The organism is Lutibacter sp. (assembly GCF_013139515.1).
Lineage (GTDB): Bacteria > Bacteroidota > Bacteroidia > Flavobacteriales > Flavobacteriaceae > Lutibacter.
On record NZ_WTAR01000024.1, the window covers coordinates 1 to 20687 of the forward strand.

The window sequence follows — 20687 nt, forward strand, 5'->3', positions numbered from 1 at the left end:
TTTTAACATAAATATGTACTTTTATAAAAATGAAATGGTTAAAATTATTACAAGATTATCAATTCTATTTAAAAATAGAAAAAGGCTTGGCAAAAAACTCTATTGATAGTTATACACGTGATGTAAAAAAGCTAATATCTTATTTAGAAGAAAATGAAATTTCTATTTCTCCAATAACTATTTCTGAAGAAATTATTCAACAATTTATATATGCTATTTCAAAACAATTAAATGCACGTTCACAAGCTAGATTAATATCTGGAATAAGAAACTTTTTTGATTATTTGATTTTTGAAGATTATAGAAAAGAGAACCCAACCGATTTAATTGAAACTCCAAAAATAGGACGAAAATTACCCGATACTTTAGCCATTGAAGAAATTGATTTGTTAATAAACACCTTAGATTTAAGTAAACCACAAGGTGAACGCAATAGAACTATATTAGAAACATTATACAGCTGCGGTTTACGTGTTTCTGAACTTATTGCCTTAAAACTTTCAGATTTGTTTTTTGATGAAGGTTTTATTAAAGTAACAGGTAAAGGAAATAAACAACGTTTTGTGCCAATTAACCAACAAACTCAAAAATATATCCAATTATATCTGAATACGATTAGGATTCATATTGAGGTTCAAAAAGGGTTTGAAGACACTGTTTTTTTGAATAGAAGAGGTAAAAACCTGAGTAGAGTAATGATTTTTACAATTATCAAAAATTTAGCTATCAAAGCAGGTATTAAAAAGAAAATAAGCCCGCATACTTTTAGACATTCATTTGCTACACATCTTTTAGAGCGTGGAGCAGATTTACGTGCAATACAGCAAATGTTAGGTCATGAAAGTATTACTACCACTGAAATTTACATGCACTTAGACACTCGTTTTTTAAAAGACGTATTAAATTCTTTTCATCCTAGAAAATAGGAATCCTATTAAAATTTTAATTTATATACTTTTTTAAAAAGTAAAAACACATCTAAATTCAAGTAACTAACGTTGCAAATAAGATGATTTAATAGACTTAAATTTGATTAAAATATCATATTTATGAAAACAATAGTTGCTGTTACTTCTCAAAATAAAAAAACAATTTTTGACCACGCTGGTAAATGTAGAAACTTTATAATTTATACCATTAATGATACTATTATTGAAAACAAAAAAATATTGGAATTAAACAAGGAAGAAACTTTACATGAAACTTCACATGCTGAAAAAGTGACTAAAAATATTCTTTTTGATGTTGATATTTTATTAACTAGAGGTATTGGAAACGGTTTAATTCAAAAATTAGCAAACCAAAGTGTTGCTTGTTATAAAATTGAAGAAACAGATCCAGACATAGCTATTGATAAATTAATTAATGGAACTTTAGAAGCAATTTCTCCTGTATCACATCATACATCAGGCTGCAATTGTAATTGCGGAAGTGGACATCAACATTAATAGTAGTTTGTGAAAATGGAATAATTAATTCCTTTTCACAAACTACCTTCAACCTTAATTCACTATTTAATTAGTTTTTAATTTTCTACCTTTTCCTTTACCATTTCCCATTCCTTCAGGGTGTTCTTCATTAAAATGATCTTCAAACCAAGCTGGTTTTTCTAATTCATTATCGTACATATATTCAGCTATTTTTACTATTTCATCTTTATTAAAAGGCTGCTTTGGCATCACATTAAATTGTTTTACAGCACCACGCATTAATGCATTTTCAAGTTTTGGATCTAACGCCCATTTTGTCATTGCATTAACAAATTCTTCTTTATTTTTATAAAAAACAAGATACCTTCTCTTTATTGCCACCATTGGAGGTGCAATAATATGATCATGTGATGTTGCGGTTACTGAATGACAAGCATAACATTTTTGTTGTAATAATAGTAATCTTTCATTATTAATTTTATCTAAATTATCTAATTTAATTACTTCATTCTTTGATATATTTGATTCATCTTTTGAAAATTTACAACTAATAAAAGAAAATATCAATACTATTAATATAAAACTATTTTTTATCATTTTTAAAATTTTAATTGTTAATACATTGTTCATTAGAGGTTGTTATTATAGCTTCAAATTCATCTATTGAAATATAAGTTGGAATATATAAGCCTCCATTAAAAATAAGCTGCGCATAATAATTCCGTAAATGATTTCTTGAGCCACACTTTAATGAAGTATAAACATCTAATAAATCAATATTAATAGTTCTTCCTTCATTAGTCGCAATATCTTTTATATCTAAATCTTCAATAATATTTCCAACTTCTAAAGCATCTACTACAGAAATCGACGATTTCTGAGTTAAATCATTGTAAAGATTTTGCAATTCAGCATTATTAAATTCACCTATATTTTCTGAAGCAGGATCTGGTAAATTATACTTATTTAAAAGTTCTAATACGCTATCCATATGCTTTTGTTCACTGTTAGAAACATTTTTAAAAATTTGTAAATTATATAGATCATACGAATATAAATACACATCTCTTGCTAATTTTTCTTCTTCTCTTAAAAAGTTTAAATCATCTATTTCTAATTGAGATAGACTGGTTTCATGTATACTCACTTCATCATCATTTTCACTGTCTGAACAGCTACTAATTAATACAGAAGTACTTATTAAAGTAACTAAAATTAATTTTTTCATTATTTTGATTTTTGTTTATACTGTTTAGACTTACAATAGTTGCAAAAGTTTAAAGTAGTAGAGGTAACAAAAGTTACTATACAACATACATATTTTTGTATAAAAAAAAGCTTCCAAATTAATGGAAGCTTTTTTTATTATATATAAATTGAATTCTTATCTATAAGAAATTTTACGCATACGTAAACTAAGTGGAGTTACTTCTAAATACTCATCATCCTTAATATACTCCATACACTCTTCTAATGAAAATTCTTTCTTTGGAGCTATATTAACAGCTGTATCTGTTCCTGATTTACGAACGTTTGTCAGTTTTTTTCCTTTTGTTAAATTGATAGACATATCATCTTGTCTATTATTTTCACCAACAATTTGTCCTTTGTAAATTTCTTGGTTAATATCTATAAAGAAAACACCTCTATCACCCAATTTATCAATTGAATATGCTGTTGCTTTTCCAGTATCTCCTGAAATTAAAGCTCCATTAGTAGATGTTGAAATATCTCCTTTATAAGCATCAAAACCACGTAATCTATGATTTATAATTGCTTCACCTTGTGTGGCAGTTAATATTTTGTTACGTAATCCTATAATACCACGTGAAGGAATATCAAATTCTAAATGTTGCATATCTCCCTTTGGCTCCATAACCAACATATCTCCTTTTCTTAGTGTAACTAAGTTAATTGCTTTACTTGCTGATGTTTCTGGAACATCAATTACTAAAGTTTCGTATGGCTCACATTTAACTCCATCTATTTCTTTAATAATTACTTGTGGTCTACCAACTTGTAACTCATACCCTTCTCTTCGCATTGTTTCAATTAAAACTGATAAATGCAAAATTCCACGTCCAAATACATTAAACTTATCTTCCGAAGAAGTATCTTCAACTCTTAATGCTAAATTCTTTTCAGTTTCTTTATATAATCTATCTCGTAAATGACGAGAAGTTACATATTTACCTTCTTTCCCATAAAAAGGAGAGTTATTAATGGTAAATAACATACTCATCGTTGGCTCATCTACTCTTAACCTTGGTAATGGCTCTGGATTTTCTATATCTGCAATGGTATCTCCAATTTCAAATCCTTCAATACCTGTAATAGCACAAATATCTCCACTTCTCACTTTAGAAGCTCTGTCTTTTCCTAAACCTTCAAAAGTATGTAATTCTTTAATTCTTACCTTTTTAGTACTTCCATCTGCTTTACAAAGCATGTAATCTTTTCCTTCTACTAAATCTCCTCTAAAAACACGTCCAATAGCAATTCTACCAACAAAAGAAGTAAAATCTAATGAGGTAATTTGCATTTGAGCAGTTCCTTCTTGATAAGGAGCTGTAGGAATATTCTCTAAAATTGAATCTAAAAGTGGTATAATATTATCTGTTTCATCTTTCCAATCATAATTCATCCAACCATTTTTAGCAGAGCCGTAAACTGTTGCAAAATCTAATTGTTCTTCAGTAGCATCAAGTGCAAACATTAAATCAAATACTTTATCATGTACTATGTCTGGCGTACAGTTTTGTTTATCAACTTTATTGATAACAACAATTGGTGTTAAACCAAGTTCTAATGCTTTACCTAAAACAAAACGTGTTTGAGGCATTGGTCCTTCAAAAGCATCAACTAATAATAACACACCATCAGCCATTTTTAATACACGCTCTACTTCTCCTCCAAAATCGGCGTGACCAGGTGTATCAATAATGTTAATTTTAACATCTTTATATATTATAGAAACGTTTTTAGATAAAATAGTAATACCACGTTCACGTTCTAAATCGTTATTATCTAACAATAAATCTGTTCTTACTTTACGCTCATCTAATATGTGAGCTTGGTCAATAATTTTATCAACCAAAGTTGTTTTACCGTGGTCAACGTGAGCTATAATAGCTATGTTTCTGATAGATTGCATTCTCTTGTTTTTTTAGAAGTTGCAAAAGTAGTTGTTTTATTTTGTTTTCAACTATAATTAAGTAATAATAAAGATTAGTTAATATACTGATTTATAAACACATAAAAAAGAGCTATTAAATAGCTCTTTTTTATTATAAATTAATAAGTTTAAAATTTGCGTCTTTTACGCTCCGTTTTAAGCAAATTTAACTCTCTACTAGTTTGCCCGGCTACTGATGTGTTTTCTTCTGCACGTCTAATTAAATAAGGCATAACGTCTCTCACAGGTCCAAAAGGCAAGTATTTAGCCACATTATAACCTTCTTTAGCTGAATTATAACTAATATGATCGCTCATACCATACAATTGACCAAACCAAATTCTTTTATCGTTTCTTGATAAATTGTGCTTTTCAATTAAATCCATTAACAAATATGAACTTTCTTCGTTATGAGTTCCTGAAAAAACTGACATATCATCAATGTTTTCTACCATATATTGTTGAACATCATTATACATTTTATCTGTAGCTTCCTTATCAACACAAATAGGATCTTTATAACCGTATTCTTCAGCACGTTCACGTTCTTTTTCCATATAAGCGCCACGTACAAGTTTCATTCCTATTTTAAAACCTGCTTTTTTTGCCCGCTCATGTAAACCTTTTAAATAATCTAACCTATCCCAACGATACAATTGTAGAGTTCCAAATACAATTACTTTTTCTTTATTGTATTTCACCATCATTTCCTCAATCAAATCATCAGCTGCAGCTTGCATCCAAGTTTCTTCAGCATCAATTAATAATGGAATTTCTGCTTCATAAGCGGCTTTACTTACAATATCATAACGTTCTTTAATACGTTTCCACTCAACTTCTTCATGAGTATCTAATTTTTCACCTTCTGTTATTTTTTGATAAATTTCAAACTTTCCAAAACCTGTTGGTTTAAATACTGCAAATGGTAAACTAGCTTTTTCTTTACCAAATTTAATGGTGTTTAATGTTTTTTCCATTGCCAAATCAAACTGCTCTTCAACTTCTTTTCCTTCAGCTGAATAATCTAACACAGAATGTACATTTTTAGTATACATTTTATCAATAGTAGACATACAATCTTCTTCTGTTACACCTCCACAAAAATGGTCAAAAACAGTGGCTCTAATAATACCTTCAACAGGCAAATATGCCTTTAAAGCAAACTTAGTAACTGCTGTACCAATTTTAACCAATGGTTCTCGCTTAATCATTTCAAACAAATAAAAAGCTCTATCAAGTTCAGAATTTGATTTTAAAGCAAAGGCTACTTCTGTATTGTCAAATAATTTTCCCATTATAACATGTATTTATACAAAGATACTTCGCAAGAGTTTATTTTTTCATTAATTTGTACTTAATTTGCACTTAAATATTATCCGAAATGAATCCAATATTATCCAATAATTACCATGTGAATTTTACTGAAGATGCGTATACTAAATTAAACAAGTATGTTTTAGAGAGTAAACCTTCTTTAATTTTCATTTTAGTTGATGAAAACACTGGTGATGATTGTCTTCCTTTATTTCTTCAACAATTGGAAACTGAACAAACTATTGAAATTATTGAAATTGAACCTGGCGAAGTAAATAAAAATTTAGATACGTGTATTGGAGTATGGAATGCCTTAACAGAACTAGGCGCAGACAGAAAAAGTTTATTAATAAATTTAGGTGGTGGTGTAATTACAGATTTAGGCGGTTTTGTTGCTTCTTCATTTAAACGTGGTATTTCTTTTGTAAATATTCCAACTACTTTATTAAGCATGGTTGATGCTTCTGTTGGTGGTAAAACAGGTGTAGATTTAGGTATTTTAAAAAATCAAATTGGGTTGTTTTCTAATCCTGAAATGGTGCTTATAGATCCACTTTATTTAGAGACTGTTTCTGAACGTGAATTACGATCTGGTTTGGCTGAAATTCTTAAACATGGTTTAATTTACGACAAAAACCTTTGGAACAAAGCAATTAGCTTTAAAGAATTAAGCGTTCGTAATTTAAGCAGCTTAGTTCATCGTTCAATTGAAATTAAAAATGAAGTTGTAATTGAAGACCCAAAAGAAGCTGGTTTACGTAAAATATTAAATTTTGGACATACTTTAGGTCACGCTGTTGAATCGTATTTTTTAGAATCTGAAGCTAAAGAAAATCTTACTCATGGTGAAGCAATTGCCATTGGAATGATTACTGAAGGTTACATATCAAAAACATTATTAAATTTTCCTTCTGAAGAGTTAGATAACATAAAAAAATCTATACTTAAAATTTATGGGAAAGTTAAGATTGAAGCTACTGATTATGATGCTATTATGGAACTTTTAATTCACGATAAAAAGAATGTTGGCGGACAAGTAAATTTTGTGCTATTATCTGATTTTGAAAAATATAAATTAGATTGCAAAGTTGATAAAGAATTAATTATCAAATCATTAAACTATTACAATTCTTAACAACAATCAGCTATTACTTCTCTATAAATTGCTTTATAATCAGGTAATACATTTTGTAAACTAAAGCGTTTTGCTTGTTCTAATGCATTATTTTTAAATTGTTGTAACCTCTCAAAATCTTCTAAAATATAAATCCCATTTTTGGCCATATCATCCGTATCTCCAACATCACTTAAAAAACCTGTAACTCCTTGTGTATTTACTTCTGGCAAACCACCCGAATTGGTAGAAATTACTGGTGTTCTTGCTGCCATAGCTTCTAACGCTGCTAATCCAAAACTTTCAGTTTCTGAAGGCAATAAAAATAAATCTGAATAACATAACAGTTTATTTACTTCGTTACTATTTCCCATAAATAGCACTTTGTCTAAAATCCCTAAATCTTTAGCTTGGCATTCAATATTTTCTCTATCTGGTCCTTCACCTACTAATAATAATTTTGAAGGTATTTCTTTCTGAATTTTATAAAAAATATCAATAACATCTGAAGCTCTTTTTACAGGGCGTAAATTACTAATATGTGTAATAATTCGTTCGTTCTCATTCGCAATTGTATGTCGCAAACATTCTTCAGAACCAATTTCTGGATATTGCTCAAAATCAATAAAATTATGAATCACTTTTATTTCTTTCGTAATATTAAATAAGCGTAACGTATCTTTCTTTAAACTTTCTGATACTGTGGTAACTACATCAGAATTGTTGATACTAAACTCTACAGCAGTTTTATAATTTGGATGACTTCCAACCAACGTAATATCAGTTCCGTGTAATGTTGTTACTACCTTTATGTCAATACCTTTTTCATGCAACATTTGTTTTGCCATATAGGCTGCATATGCATGTGGAATTGCATAATGAACGTGTAAAATTTCCAAATCGTACATTTCAACAACTTCAACCATTTTACTAGAAAGTGCTAATTCATACGGTTGAAACTGAAAAAGTGGATATTCTTCAACAAAAACTTCATGAAAATGAATATCATTAGAAATAAAATCTAACCTCACAGGTTGCTTATACGTTATAAAATGTACATGATGCCCTCTTTGAGCAAGCGCCATACCTAATTCTGTTGCTACTACTCCACTTCCTCCAAATGTTGGATAACAAACAATACCTATTTTCATGAAAAATACATTAAAGATTGAAAAAATAAAAAATTGAAAACAAAACCAAAGTGCTATTGAAATCAATTTTATAATAGATGTAAATATAGAAGTAAACTTACAATTTAAAGGGTGAATAATTGTTAAAAATATTAAAAAGCTATAAAATTAATGTCTAAAAAAAATAGCTATAACATATGTTATAACTATTTTTAAATATTTTAATTATTTAATTTTCAATAAACTAATAATCTCCTAAAGTTTCAGGGTTTTGATTTAAAGCATCTTCTAATTGAGCATCACTAGGCGCTTTTCCATGCCAAGCGTGTGTATGCATCATAAAATCTATTCCATTACCCATTTCTGTATGTAATAAAATACAAACTGGCTTTCCATTTCCTGTCAAAGATTTTGCTTCTGCCAACCCATTTTTAATACTTTCAACATCATTTCCTTTTTCAACATCTAAAACAATCCATCCAAATGCTTCAAATTTAGCTTTTAAATCTCCTAAAGGCATAACATCTTCAGTTCCACCATCAATTTGTTGCTTGTTATAATCTACAGTTGCAATATAATTATCTACATTTTTCCCTGCAGCATACATAATTGCTTCCCAATTTTGACCTTCTTGTAACTCACCATCACCGTGTAAAGAATACACTAATTTTTTATCTCCATTCAATTTCTTAGCTTGCGCAGCTCCTAAAGAAACACTCATTCCTTGTCCTAATGAACCTGATGCAATTCTAATACCTGGCAAACCTTCGTGAGTAGTTGGATGCCCTTGTAAACGTGTATTTAATTTTCTAAAAGTAGCTAATTCAGCAACTGGGAAAAATCCACTACGTGCTAAAACACTATAATAAACTGGCGAAATATGACCGTTTGATAAAAAGAATAAATCTTCATTTTCACCATCCATAGAAAATTCAGTTGAATATTCCATAACTTCTTGAAACAATACTGTTAAAAACTCATTACAACCTAATGAACCTCCAGGGTGACCAGATTGTACAGCGTGTACCATTCTAACTATATCTCTTCTTACTTGTTGTGCAAAATCTTGCAGTTCTTGTGTAGTTGCCATGTATTATTATTTAATTTAAAGCGCAAAAATAGTGTTTTTGAAGCTTGAAATACTAAAATTTTTAAAGAAAGTTATTGATGCATTATCAACACCATTAAGTTTTTTGTTTTTTCTTTTTTGCTGCAGGAAATAACACATTGTTTAAAATTAATCTGTATCCAGGAGAATTTGGATGTAAATCTAATTCTGTTTTTGGATCACCTACTCTGTGCTGATAATCTTCAGGGTCGTGACCACCATAAAACGTAAACAAACCTTTTCCTTTAACCCCATGAATATAACGTGCCTCTCTATTAGTTTTATTTTCTCCCAAAACTAATATATTCGACTTTATATTTGCTCTTTCAAAAGAGGTAGTTTGGCCCATAAAACCTTTAATTAACTGTGTATGGTTTTGACACAACATTGTTGGAATTGGGTCCCACTTTGCTGAATATTCTTGTAAAGAAAAATAATCTGAAGTACGTTTAATACTGGAACGTTTTCTGGTCATATCTATTGAAGAAAATTCATATTCAATAGGATTTCTAACCAATGTAAAATCTTTAAACGCTAATGTTTTATTGAAATCTATTTTATGTTGATAATCTACTTCTGAAGGATCGCCATCAAACATAGTTTCACAAATATCAACACCTTCAGCAGCCAAAGCAATATCAAAACTATCTGTAGCTGAGCACATTGCAAACATAAAACCGCCACCAATTACAAAATCTCTAATTTTAAGCGATACTGCTAATTTTTCTTCAGAAACTTTTGAAAACCCTAATTTACTTGCTAAATCTTCAGCTGATTTTTTTTGCTCAATATACCAAGGTGCAGCTCTATAAGCTCCATAAAATCGGCCATATTGACCTGTAAAATCTTCATGATGTAAATGCAACCATTCGTATAATAATAATTTTTCTTCTAAAACTTCTTCATCATAAATAAGGTCAAAAGGAATTTCAGCATAGGTTAAAACTAAGGTAACAGCATCATCCCAAGGTAATTTCCCTTTTGGAGAATATACTGCTATTTTTGGTGCTTTTTCTAACGTTATAGCATCCATATTTAGAGATGGACTACTTATTTCTTCTAAAATTTTACTTGCCTGAGTATCAGAAATAACATGGAAAGTAACGCCTCTTATTTTACATTCATTACGTGTAGCTTCATTATCTTCTAATAAAAAAGAACCGCCTTCATAATTTAACAGCCATTTTGCTGTATTTCCTTTTTCTAAAGACCAATATGTAATTCCGTAAGCTTTTAAATGGTTTGTTTGAGTAATTTCATCCATTGGAATGAGGATAAATGATGCATAGATTGAATGTGAAACCAACAAAACTAACACAAAAATCATTTTTGCAACTAACTTCATATGTAGTGTATTATTTAAAATGGCAATCCATTTTCATCTTCTAAAGTATCTTCTACTCCAAAAGCATCAGCTGCGCTTGGCATATTATTAGATGATATCGCATCATTCATTTTTGATTGGAATTCACTACCAAAATCATCATCTAAATTACTAAACTGTGCTAAATGCCCTGTAAATTTCAATTTTATGTTTTCTAAACCACCATTTCTGTGTTTAGCTACAATAAATTCAGCCTGCCCTTCACATGCCGATCTTTCTTCATCATCCCATTCTGTAAGCCCATAATACTCAGGACGATAAATAAATGAAACAATATCAGCATCTTGTTCAATAGCACCAGATTCACGTAAATCTGAAAGTAATGGCCGTTTGTTTCCTCCACGCGTTTCAACGGCACGTGACAACTGAGAAAGTGCTATTACAGGTATTGCTAATTCTTTTGCCAATGCTTTTAAATTTCGAGAAATCATAGAAATTTCTTGTTCACGATTTCCACCGGCTGAAGTACCAGCAGTCATTAATTGTAAATAATCAATAACTATTACTTTAATACCATGTTGAGATGCTAAACGACGTGCTTTTGCTCTTAAATCAAAGATTGATAATGAAGGTGTATCATCTATAAAAATTGGAGCGTTTGATAAGTTTTTAACTTTTACATTTAATTGCTCCCATTCGTGTGGTTCTAAACTTCCTTTTCTCAATTTCCCTGAAGAAATTCCTGTTTCACTAGAAATCATACGAGTTATTAACTGAACTGATGACATCTCTAACGAAAATATTGCAACTGGCGTATCAAAATCTATTGCCATATTTTTAGCCATAGACATTACAAAAGCCGTTTTACCCATACCAGGACGTGCAGCTAAAATTACTAAATCTGAAGGTTGCCAACCTGATGTTAATTCATCTAAACGAGTAAAACCAGTTGCTACACCGCTCATACCTTCTTTATTTGAAATTTCTTCAATCTTTTTAATTGCCTGATCTACAAGACCTCCTGCACTTTCTGAACCTTTTTTTAGGTTTCCTTGAGTTACTTCAAATAATTTTGTTTCAGCAACATCTAATAAATCAAAAACATCTACAGTTTCATCGTAGGCTTCTTCAATAATTTCAGCAGAAATTGAAATTAATGTACGTTGAATATATTTTTGAAGAATAATACGCGCATGAAATTCAATATGTGCTGATGATGATACTTTTTGTGTTAATCCAACTAAATAAAAATCACCACCGGCAGCATCTAAATTTCCATCTTTACGCAATTGATTGGCAACGGTTAATAAATCCGTTGGTTCTGAACTTTTAAATAATGCAAAAATTGCAGCGTAAATTAATTTATTAGATTCTTTATAAAAAACATCGTCATGTAAAATATCAATTACATCATCAACCCCTTTTTTATCAATCATCATAGCACCCAATACAGCCTCCTCTAAATCAACAGCTTGTGGTGGTATTTTCCCCTTTTCAAGGTTAATCACATTGCTTTTTTTAAATTTAGAAGATTGAATTGGTTGTAAATTTTTCACGCTATAGCTAGTTTATTTTTTTATTAAATTAATAATTTTAGGGGAAAGGAAACTATAAATTTCACACATTTTTTATACTAAAGCAAATGTAATTTTTTATACCTAGATTTTGGAGTAATTCTAAATTTTATTTTTGCACATATTTTGTTGACAAGTACTTATTTTGTTAATAACTCTTAAAACGTAATGTACTCTATATTTATTTCCTATTTTTGATTTATGAACAAACAAAAAACATATAAAATTCTTACAATAGTACTTGTTATGCAATGGGCATTTATCCAAATTATTGCTAAATTTCCCACTGTTATTGAACAATTTTACTCTAATGGATTGTACATTTATGTTTCAAAATCACTTCGGCTTATTTTTGGTTGGTTGCCAATATCAATTGGTGATATTTTATACCTATTTATTGGACTTACTATTTTAAAAGGTATTTATATAGCCATAAAAACTAAAAAAATTCATTTTAAGGCTACGTTTTTTAAAATTGGAGCAACTATTTCAATATTGTTTTTCTTATTTCATTTTAATTGGGGATTTAATTATTTTAGAGAACCATTATCTAAATCGTTAAATTTTGAAAAAACGACTTACAATACAAATGATTTAGTTGATTTTACAACTAAACTTATTTTAAAAACAAACAAAGTTCATTTTTCAATTACAAGTAACGATACTGTTGTGGTTGAAAATAATATGACAAAAAAACAGCTTAGAGAATTATCTCCTTCAGCTTACAAACAATTAGCTATAAAATATCCTCAATTTAAATTTGAGACTGCTTCAATTAAACACTCTTTATTTAGTATTCCGTTAACTTATATGGGCTTTGCAGGGTATTTAAACCCTATAACGAATGAAGCTCAAGTAAATGCTTTAATTCCAAAAAACAATTATCCTGCAACAGTTTGTCATGAAATTGCGCATCAAGTTGGAATTGCTTCAGAAAGCGAAGCCAATTTTGTTGGTTATTTAGCTTCTATAAATTCAAAAGATGCCCATTTTAATTATGCTGGTTACTTAACAGCTCTTCGCTATTGTTTGTATGAAATTTATAAAACTGACCCTAATCAATTTGAAATTATAAAAAGCACCATTAATACAGGTATTTTAAAGGATATGAGAAATAATCAAGAGTTTTGGGATTCTTACCAAAACTGGAGTGAAAAATATTTTAAAAGTTTCTATGATTTATTTCTGAAGGCCAACAAGCAAAAAAGCGGAATTAGAGAATACAATAAAATGGTAGCTCTTTTAATAAATTACTATAAAACTGAAAAATTATAAAGAATTTACCATTATTTTTGCATCATGCCCAAACAAATTACAAGCCTTCAAAACCCATACATAAAAGAACTTGTTCTTTTAAAAGATAAATCGCGCTCCAGAAAAAAAACACAAACCTTTATAATTGAAGGACTTAGAGAAATTTCTTTAGCCATTAAAGGGCATTATGAAATTGGAACTATTTTAGTAGTATCAACAATTATCAATAAAGAAGAAGTTAACAACTTGTTACAAAACATAAATTCAAACGTTGAAATTATTGAAATTTCTAAAGAAGTGTATAAAAAATTAGCACTACGAGATACTACTGAAGGTATTTTAGCAATTGCAACATGTAAAGATTTAACATTAAAATCAGTTTCTTTCAAAAACAACAACCCATTAATTTTAGTTGCTGAAGCTCCTGAAAAACCAGGAAATATTGGTGCATTGCTACGAACTGCAGATGCCGCAGGTGTTGATGCCGTTTTTATTGCAAACCCTAAGACTGATATGTACAATCCAAATATTATTAGATCTAGTGTTGGTTGCGTTTTTACAACACCAATTGCAACAGGAACTACTTCTGAAATTATTTCATTTTTAAAAGAAAAAAACATCAATATTTATGGGGCCGCTTTAACTGCTTCTGTTGAATATCAAACTATTAATTATGCACAACCAAGTGCTATAATTGTAGGAACTGAAGCAACTGGCTTATCCAATGAATGGCTTCAAAATACCACACAAAATATTATTATTCCAATGCGCGGAGCCATAGACTCTATGAACGTATCAGTAAGTGCAGCAATATTAATTTTTGAAGCAATTAGACAAAGACAATTAATAAATTAAATAAAAACTAAACTCACCTAAATGACTCCAACAGTAATTTTTTATATACTAATAGGCATAATTAGTCTTAAATTTTTATTTGACACGTATATAAATGCTTTAAATGCAAAACATTTTAACGATGTAATTTCTGAAGAATTAGAGGGTATTTATAATGAAGATGAATATTTAAAATCTCAACATTATAAAAAAGAAAATTATAAATTCTCCTTGTATTCAAGTTTATTTTCAATAGTAACAACTTTGTTATTTTTTATCTTTGACGGTTTTGCATTTGTAGATTCGTATGTAAAAACTGTAAGCAGCAATGCTATTTTAATTACTTTAATTTTCTTTGGAATTATTGCTTTTTCCAGTGATATTTTATCGTTACCTTTTTCATACTATAAAACATTTGTAATTGAAGAAAAATTTGGGTTTAATAAAACATCTAAAACAACATTTATTTTCGATAAAATTAAAAGTTGGTTAATGATGATTGTAGTTGGTGGCGGTTTATTAGCCTTAATAACTTGGTTTTATTTAGAAACAACAACATTATTTTGGGTTTATACTTGGGCTTTAATTAGCTTTTTTACCATTTTTATGAATTTATTTTACTCAAAACTCTTAGTCCCATTATTTAATAAACAAACACCTTTAGAAGACGGGGAATTAAAAATAGCCATTGAAAATTTTGCTACAAAAATAGGTTTTAAATTAGATAATATTTTTGTGATTGATGGTTCAAAACGTTCTACAAAAGCAAACGCCTATTTTTCAGGATTTGGTAATCAAAAGAGAATTACACTTTATGATACGCTTATAAATGATTTAGAAACCAACGAAATTGTAGCTGTATTAGCACATGAAGTTGGGCATTATAAAAGAAAACATATTATTTATAACTTATTATTATCCATATTGTTAACTGGTTTTACTTTTTTTATTTTATCATTATTAATAGGAAACCAAACATTGTCACAGGCATTAGGAGTTGAAACTGCAAGCTTTCATATTGGTTTAATTGCTTTTGCTATTTTGTACAGTCCAATTTCTGAAATAACCAGTTTATTTATGAATTCTTTATCAAGAAAATTTGAATATCAAGCTGATGATTATGCCAAAGAAAACTTTGACGGTGATGCGTTAATTTCTTCATTAAAAAAATTATCAAAAAACAGTTTAAGCAATTTAACCCCACATTCTTTATATGTTAAAATTCATTATTCACACCCAACACTATTACAACGAATAATAAACTTAAAAAAATAATTTTTTCTATTTGATAGTCTACTTTAAAATACTATTTTTAAGCAATGGCATATAATTTAACCATAGAGCAAGAAAACAAAGAAATTACCAAGCGTTATAAAGACCTTTTAAAAGGTGCTTACCAAGCTTTTACAAATGCTGATAAAAAAGAAATAAGAAAAGCATTTGATATTGCATTAGAAGCGCATAAAAACCAACGCCGTAAAACTGGTGAACCTTATATTTTTCACCCAATTGCTGTTGCTAAAATTGTTGCCTATGAAATTGGTTTAGATACCACATCAATTGTTGCTGCTTTATTACATGATGTTGTTGAAGATACAGATTATACAATTGAAGATATTGAGCGTTTATTTGGTGAAAATGTTGCTAGAATTGTAAATGGGTTAACAAAAATATCTCACTTAAAAAAAGAGCAAAACGCATCAGTACAAGCTGAGAATTTTAGAAAAATGCTCTTAACTTTAAATGATGATGTTAGGGTTATTTTAATAAAAATTGCTGATAGGCTGCACAATATGCAAACTATGGATGCAATGCCACAAGACAAACAAGTTAAAATTTCATCTGAAACTTTATACATATACGCACCACTTGCCCACCGTCTTGGACTTTACAATATAAAAACTGAACTTGAAAATTTAGGTTTAAAATACACCGAGCCAGAGGTTTATAATGATATTTTAGACAAGATAACGCAAAGTACAGAAGAACAAAATATTTATATTGAATCATTTTCTGACATTATTAGAGAATCTTTAAATGCTGAAGGTTTTGACTATTTTATAAAAGGAAGAAGAAAATCAATCTATTCCATTCGTAAAAAAATGCTTTCGCAAGGCGTTACTTACGAAGAAATTTACGACAAATTTGCAATTCGAATTATTTATAAATCAACACCAAAGAAAGAAAAATTTGATGCTTGGAAAATTTATTCAATTGTAACAGATAATTTTATTCCAAATCCAAGCAGACTACGAGATTGGATTAGTCAACCAAAATCTACCGGCTATGAATCGCTTCATATTACCGTTATGGGCCCGCAAGGTAAATGGGTTGAAGTTCAAATACGTTCAGATAGAATGAACGAAATTGCCGAAAAAGGATATGCAGCTCATTATAAATATAAAAACAATAGTGAGCGCGAAAGTGGTTTAGATGATTGGTTAAATAAAATTAAAGAATCTTTAGAAAACCCTGATAGCAATGCAATAGATTTTGTTGAAGATTTTAAACTAAACCTATACGCAAAAGAAATTTTTGTATTTACACCCGGAGGAGATTTAAAAGCATTACCAAAAAATGCAACCGCATTAGATTTTGCTTTTTCAATACATACACAAGTTGGTATGAATTGCCGGGGCGCCAAAATTAATGGAAAATTAAAGCCTATAAGTCACGTTTTATATAGTGGTGACCAGGTTGAAATTATAACATCTAGCAATCAAAAACCAAATATTGGTTGGTTAGATTTTGTTGTTACAGCAAGAGCTAGAACTCGTATTAAAAATGCATTAAAAGAAGATCAAAAGAAAATTGCCGAAGAAGGAAAAGAAATTTTAACAAGAAAATTACGTCATTTAAAAATTTCACTTTCTGAAAATATTGTAAATGAGTTAGTGAACTTCTTCAAATTAAGAACAAGCTTAGATTTATTTTATAGAGTTGGAAGTGGTTCAATTGAAAATCCGCAATTAAAAGAATTTATTGCGCAACGTAATAATTCGTTTGTTAATTTCTTCAGAAAAAAAATAAAAAGAACACCTAAAAATACTACAGCAGCAGAAAAAGATGAACTAATAGATAATTACGATTCATTAGTTTTTGGAAAAGAAGAAGAACGCTTAGATTTTAAAATGTCACCTTGTTGTAATCCTATTCCTGGAGATAAAGTATTTGGTTTTGTAACAATAAATGACGGTATTAAAGTTCATAAAAAAGACTGTCCAAACGCTATAAGCATGCAATCTAATTATGCTTACAGAATTCTGACTGCAAAATGGATTGACTCTACAAAACAAGAATTTAAAGCTATTTTAAAAATTCATGGAGTAGATAATGTTGGATTGGTAAATAAAATAACCGAAATTATTTCAAAAAATATGAATGTTAATATACAAGGATTAAATATTTCAGGTAATGATGGTGTTTTTGAAGGTAGTATTACTGTCAGCGTTCAAAATAAATCTCAACTGCAAAAATTGAGCGATAGTATTAAAAAATTAGAGGGAATAGACTCTATTGAAAGAATTTATAAACATTAATATTTATTCACAATAAAAGTTAATAACTATGAATTTAAGGTGAAAAAACTTAAAAAAATAGGATTAACTTTGCTGAATCTATAACATTTCAAATTTATTGTTATGAGTAATGAGAATCAAAAAATAGTAAAAAGTGTTTTTGTTAATTTTCTAGAAGCAAACAGTCATAGAAAAACACCAGAGCGTTTTGCCATTTTACAAGAAATTTATGATTTAAATGATCATTTTGATATAGAATCTCTATACATCCAAATGAAAAATAAAAATTATAGAGTAAGCAGAGCTACACTTTATAATACTATTGAATTACTTTTAGAATCAGGTTTAGTTAGAAAACATCAATTTGGGCAAAACCAAGCGCATTATGAAAAATGCTACTTTGATAAACAGCATGACCATATTATTTTAACAGATACTGGTGAAGTTATAGAATTTTGTGACCCAAGAATACAAATTATAAAAAAAACGATTGAAGATACTTTTAATATAGAGATTCACAATCACTCACTTTATTTATACGGAACAAAAAAACGAAACAACAACTAACAACTTACAATTAACACAATGGCTGTAAACTTATTATTAGGACTACAATGGGGAGATGAAGGAAAAGGAAAAATAGTAGATGTCCTTACCTCTAACTATGACATTATTGCTCGTTTCCAAGGTGGTCCAAACGCTGGACACACTTTAATTTTTGATGGGCAAAAACATGTATTACACACAATACCATCTGGTATTTTTCACAAAAACGCCATAAACCTTGTAGGAAATGGTGTTGTAATAGACCCTGTTATTTTTAATAAAGAATTAGAAAATTTAGCGAACTATAATTTAGATTTTAAATCAAAATTATTAATTTCAAGAAAAGCACATTTAATTTTACCAACACATAGATTACTAGATGCAGCTAGTGAAACTTCAAAAGGGAAAGCTAAAATTGGTTCTACGCTAAAAGGAATTGGTCCAACTTATATGGATAAAACAGGTAGAAATGGTATGCGTGTTGGAGATTTAGAGTTAGATAATTGGAAAGAAATTTACCAAACATTAACTAATAAGCACTTAAAAATGCTTCAATTTTTTGATGTAGAAATACAATACGACTTAAATGAACTTGAAATTGAATTTTTTAATGCTATAAAAGTTTTAAAAGAATTAACTTTTATTGATAGTGAAGAATATTTAAGTAATGCCTTAAAAAATAACAAAACAATTTTAGCTGAAGGAGCACAAGGTTCGCTTTTAGATGTTGATTTTGGAACGTATCCATTTGTAACTTCATCAACTACAACTGCAGCAGGTGCTTGTACAGGCTTAGGTGTTGCTCCTAATAAAATTGGTGATGTATTTGGTATTTTTAAAGCCTACACAACTCGTGTTGGTTCTGGTCCGTTTCCAACTGAATTATTTGATGAAGATGGAAAAGAAATGGCAAGAATAGGAAATGAATTTGGAGCAACAACTGGTCGTCCACGTAGATGTGGCTGGTTAGATTTAGTAGCTTTAAAATATGCTGTTGAAATTAATGGTGTTACACAATTAATGATGATGAAAGGCGATGTGCTTTCAGGTTTTAAAACCTTAAAAGCTTGTACTTCCTACAATTATAAAGGAACTGAAATTAATCATTTTCCTTACAATATTGAAGAACATAATGTAACGCCAATTTATACTGAATTTAAAGGCTGGAAAGAAGATTTAACTTCAATGACTAGTGCTGAAACACTTCCTAAAGAATTGAATGATTATATTAAATTTATAGAAGCTTTTGTTGAAGTTCCTGTGAAAATAGTTTCAGTTGGTCCTGATAGAAAACAAACAATATTAAGATAAATTTATCAAACGTCATTGCAAAAAAAAGTGAAGTAATTAAGTAAATTATTTTATTCATATTTTTGTGATGACGTTTCTTTTTTTAACGCACTTTTATCATCTTACTACTCTCTTTTTTCTTAGTTTTGTGATTAAATAATATCCATTTTGAAAAAAATACTTTTTATTCTAATTATAATCTTCAGTATTACTGGAAATTCACAAACCAAAAGAATAAAGATTTTACATGCAGATAATACGTTTGTAAAACCTGAATTTCCTGGAGCAACAATTTCATTAGGAAATGTTTTTATAGAACATGAAGGTGCAACTTTACGTTGTGACAAAGCATACATTTATAAAGAACAAAACTTGATAAAAGCAATGGGTAATGTTATTGTAAATCAAGGAGATACTATTTTTCAATATAGCAAATACACTGATTATGATGGGAATAAAAAAATTGCAACCTCTTGGGGTAAAGTTTTTTTGAAAGATGAAATTATGGAATTGCGAACTGACACGCTTCAATTTGATAGAGAAAATCAACATTTATACTATAAAAGCGGTGGTACCATTAAAGATACTACAAATATTTTAACAAGCAAAATTGGCAACTATTATTTAAAAACAAACAAATTTCAGGCCTATACTAATGTTGATGTTGTTAATAAAGAGAGTAAGTTAGTCTCAAACCATCTTGATTATTTTACTGATACTGGAATTGCTGAATTGTATGGTCCTTCAACAATAACAAGTGAAAGCAATAAAATTTATACTGAAAATGGGCATCATAATTCAAAAACAAATATTTCTCATTTTTTAAAAAAATCTATCATATTCTATAGCCATAGAACTATTGAAGGCGACAGTTTGTATTACAACAAAAATATAGATTTTGCTTCAGCAACAGGAAATATAAAAATTAAAGACACGGTAAATAATTCATTAATAAAAGGTGGTTATGCTGAAGTTTTTAATTTAAAAGATTCCGTTTTTATAAGAGATAAAGCAGTTGCAATTTCTGCAATGGACAATGATTCTTTATATATTCATGGAAAAATATTAATGGTAAC

18 protein-coding genes are annotated in these 20687 nt (G+C 29.1%); 10 read left to right on the top strand and 8 right to left on the bottom strand.

From position 1 onward, the window contains the following. The first annotated feature begins 29 nt into the window (after positions 1 to 29). The gene (xerD, locus tag GQ540_RS02840) at positions 30 to 926 is read left to right on the top strand and encodes a site-specific tyrosine recombinase XerD (protein ID WP_291797033.1); all 897 of its coding nucleotides are present in this window, start codon (positions 30 to 32) and stop codon (positions 924 to 926) included. A 123-nt stretch (positions 927 to 1049) separates the two neighbouring features. Continuing rightward, positions 1050 to 1448, top strand: a complete 399-nt coding sequence (locus GQ540_RS02845) for a NifB/NifX family molybdenum-iron cluster-binding protein (protein WP_291797036.1) — start codon at positions 1050 to 1052, stop codon at positions 1446 to 1448. 66 nt (positions 1449 to 1514) lie between these two features. Here the strand turns inward: GQ540_RS02845 and GQ540_RS02850 are convergent, their stop codons facing one another. The 4 genes from GQ540_RS02850 to GQ540_RS02865 all read right to left on the bottom strand — a co-directional run bounded on the left by GQ540_RS02850 (position 1515) and on the right by GQ540_RS02865 (position 5900). After that, positions 1515 to 2027, bottom strand: a complete 513-nt coding sequence (locus GQ540_RS02850; RefSeq protein ID WP_291797039.1) for a c-type cytochrome — start codon at positions 2025 to 2027, stop codon at positions 1515 to 1517. A 10-nt stretch (positions 2028 to 2037) separates the two neighbouring features. Then, the gene (locus GQ540_RS02855; protein WP_291797042.1) at positions 2038 to 2658 is read right to left on the bottom strand and encodes a DUF2202 domain-containing protein; all 621 of its coding nucleotides are present in this window, start codon (positions 2656 to 2658) and stop codon (positions 2038 to 2040) included. Positions 2659 to 2814: 156 nt separating this feature from the next. Beyond that, a complete protein-coding gene (gene typA, locus GQ540_RS02860; RefSeq protein ID WP_291797045.1) occupies positions 2815 to 4584 on the bottom strand; it encodes a translational GTPase TypA in 1770 nt (589 codons plus the stop codon). A 149-nt stretch (positions 4585 to 4733) separates the two neighbouring features. Beyond that, entirely contained in the window at positions 4734 to 5900 is a 1167-nt protein-coding gene (locus GQ540_RS02865; RefSeq protein ID WP_291797047.1) for a proline dehydrogenase family protein, read from the bottom strand. An 86-nt stretch (positions 5901 to 5986) separates the two neighbouring features. Here GQ540_RS02865 and aroB point away from each other — a divergent pair, with 86 nt between their 5' ends. Further along, the gene (aroB, locus tag GQ540_RS02870; protein WP_291797050.1) at positions 5987 to 7054 is read left to right on the top strand and encodes a 3-dehydroquinate synthase; all 1068 of its coding nucleotides are present in this window, start codon (positions 5987 to 5989) and stop codon (positions 7052 to 7054) included. Here aroB and bshA read toward each other — a convergent pair. The 4 genes from bshA to dnaB form a co-directional block, all read right to left on the bottom strand. Next, positions 7051 to 8184 carry an N-acetyl-alpha-D-glucosaminyl L-malate synthase BshA gene (gene bshA / locus GQ540_RS02875; protein ID WP_291797052.1) on the bottom strand — a complete coding sequence of 378 codons (1134 nt, stop codon included), beginning with the start codon at positions 8182 to 8184 and terminating at the stop codon, positions 7051 to 7053. The genes aroB and bshA overlap by 4 nt on opposite strands. A gap of 223 nt (positions 8185 to 8407) precedes the next feature. Further along, positions 8408 to 9253: a transketolase gene (locus tag GQ540_RS02880; RefSeq protein ID WP_291797056.1), complete on the bottom strand. Its 846-nt coding sequence runs from the start codon at positions 9251 to 9253 to the stop codon at positions 8408 to 8410. Positions 9254 to 9347: 94 nt separating this feature from the next. Further along, positions 9348 to 10616, bottom strand: a complete 1269-nt coding sequence (locus GQ540_RS02885; protein WP_291797058.1) for an asparagine synthetase B — start codon at positions 10614 to 10616, stop codon at positions 9348 to 9350. A 14-nt stretch (positions 10617 to 10630) separates the two neighbouring features. Next, positions 10631 to 12151 carry a replicative DNA helicase gene (gene dnaB, locus GQ540_RS02890; RefSeq protein WP_291797062.1) on the bottom strand — a complete coding sequence of 507 codons (1521 nt, stop codon included), beginning with the start codon at positions 12149 to 12151 and terminating at the stop codon, positions 10631 to 10633. 219 nt (positions 12152 to 12370) lie between these two features. On the opposite strand from dnaB, the gene GQ540_RS02895 reads away from it, so the two are divergent. From GQ540_RS02895 to GQ540_RS02925, 7 genes are all read left to right on the top strand, one after another. Beyond that, positions 12371 to 13444, top strand: a complete 1074-nt coding sequence (locus GQ540_RS02895; RefSeq protein WP_291797065.1) for a DUF3810 domain-containing protein — start codon at positions 12371 to 12373, stop codon at positions 13442 to 13444. Between the two features lie 24 nt (positions 13445 to 13468). Continuing rightward, positions 13469 to 14278, top strand: coding sequence for an RNA methyltransferase (locus GQ540_RS02900; protein ID WP_291797068.1), 810 nt, complete (start codon positions 13469 to 13471; stop codon positions 14276 to 14278). Between the two features lie 21 nt (positions 14279 to 14299). Beyond that, complete coding sequence (locus tag GQ540_RS02905) at positions 14300 to 15532, top strand: M48 family metallopeptidase (protein WP_291797071.1); 1233 nt, start codon at positions 14300 to 14302, stop codon at positions 15530 to 15532. A gap of 44 nt (positions 15533 to 15576) precedes the next feature. Beyond that, entirely contained in the window at positions 15577 to 17796 is a 2220-nt protein-coding gene (locus tag GQ540_RS02910) for a RelA/SpoT family protein (protein ID WP_291797074.1), read from the top strand. Positions 17797 to 17898: 102 nt separating this feature from the next. Further along, positions 17899 to 18342 (top strand): Fur family transcriptional regulator, encoded by a 444-nt coding sequence (locus tag GQ540_RS02915; RefSeq protein WP_291797077.1) that lies wholly within the window; start codon positions 17899 to 17901, stop codon positions 18340 to 18342. A gap of 18 nt (positions 18343 to 18360) precedes the next feature. Continuing rightward, complete coding sequence (locus GQ540_RS02920; protein WP_291797087.1) at positions 18361 to 19632, top strand: adenylosuccinate synthase; 1272 nt, start codon at positions 18361 to 18363, stop codon at positions 19630 to 19632. A 147-nt stretch (positions 19633 to 19779) separates the two neighbouring features. Further along, positions 19780 to 20687 (top strand): OstA-like protein (locus GQ540_RS02925; protein ID WP_291797090.1); only part of this gene is annotated, 908 nt, incomplete at its 3' end.

Bases quoted from the DNA above. Each gene is read 5' to 3' on its own strand.
- GQ540_RS02895 (WP_291797065.1), top strand. From the start codon at position 12,371: ATGAACAAACAAAAAACATATAAAATTCTTACAATAGTACTTGTTATG.
- GQ540_RS02905 (WP_291797071.1), top strand. From the start codon at position 14,300: ATGACTCCAACAGTAATTTTTTATATACTAATAGGCATAATTAGTCTT.
- GQ540_RS02915 (WP_291797077.1), top strand. From the start codon at position 17,899: ATGAGTAATGAGAATCAAAAAATAGTAAAAAGTGTTTTTGTTAATTTT.
- GQ540_RS02850 (WP_291797039.1), bottom strand. From the start codon at position 2,027: ATGATAAAAAATAGTTTTATATTAATAGTATTGATATTTTCTTTTATT.
- bshA (WP_291797052.1), bottom strand. From the start codon at position 8,184: ATGAAAATAGGTATTGTTTGTTATCCAACATTTGGAGGAAGTGGAGTA.
- GQ540_RS02865 (WP_291797047.1), bottom strand. From the start codon at position 5,900: ATGGGAAAATTATTTGACAATACAGAAGTAGCCTTTGCTTTAAAATCA.
- GQ540_RS02880 (WP_291797056.1), bottom strand. From the start codon at position 9,253: ATGGCAACTACACAAGAACTGCAAGATTTTGCACAACAAGTAAGAAGA.
- GQ540_RS02885 (WP_291797058.1), bottom strand. From the start codon at position 10,616: ATGAAGTTAGTTGCAAAAATGATTTTTGTGTTAGTTTTGTTGGTTTCA.
- GQ540_RS02845 (WP_291797036.1), top strand. From the start codon at position 1,050: ATGAAAACAATAGTTGCTGTTACTTCTCAAAATAAAAAAACAATTTTT.
- GQ540_RS02855 (WP_291797042.1), bottom strand. From the start codon at position 2,658: ATGAAAAAATTAATTTTAGTTACTTTAATAAGTACTTCTGTATTAATT.
- GQ540_RS02910 (WP_291797074.1), top strand. From the start codon at position 15,577: ATGGCATATAATTTAACCATAGAGCAAGAAAACAAAGAAATTACCAAG.
- xerD (WP_291797033.1), top strand. From the start codon at position 30: ATGAAATGGTTAAAATTATTACAAGATTATCAATTCTATTTAAAAATA.
- typA (WP_291797045.1), bottom strand. From the start codon at position 4,584: ATGCAATCTATCAGAAACATAGCTATTATAGCTCACGTTGACCACGGT.
- GQ540_RS02920 (WP_291797087.1), top strand. From the start codon at position 18,361: ATGGCTGTAAACTTATTATTAGGACTACAATGGGGAGATGAAGGAAAA.
- GQ540_RS02900 (WP_291797068.1), top strand. From the start codon at position 13,469: ATGCCCAAACAAATTACAAGCCTTCAAAACCCATACATAAAAGAACTT.
- aroB (WP_291797050.1), top strand. From the start codon at position 5,987: ATGAATCCAATATTATCCAATAATTACCATGTGAATTTTACTGAAGAT.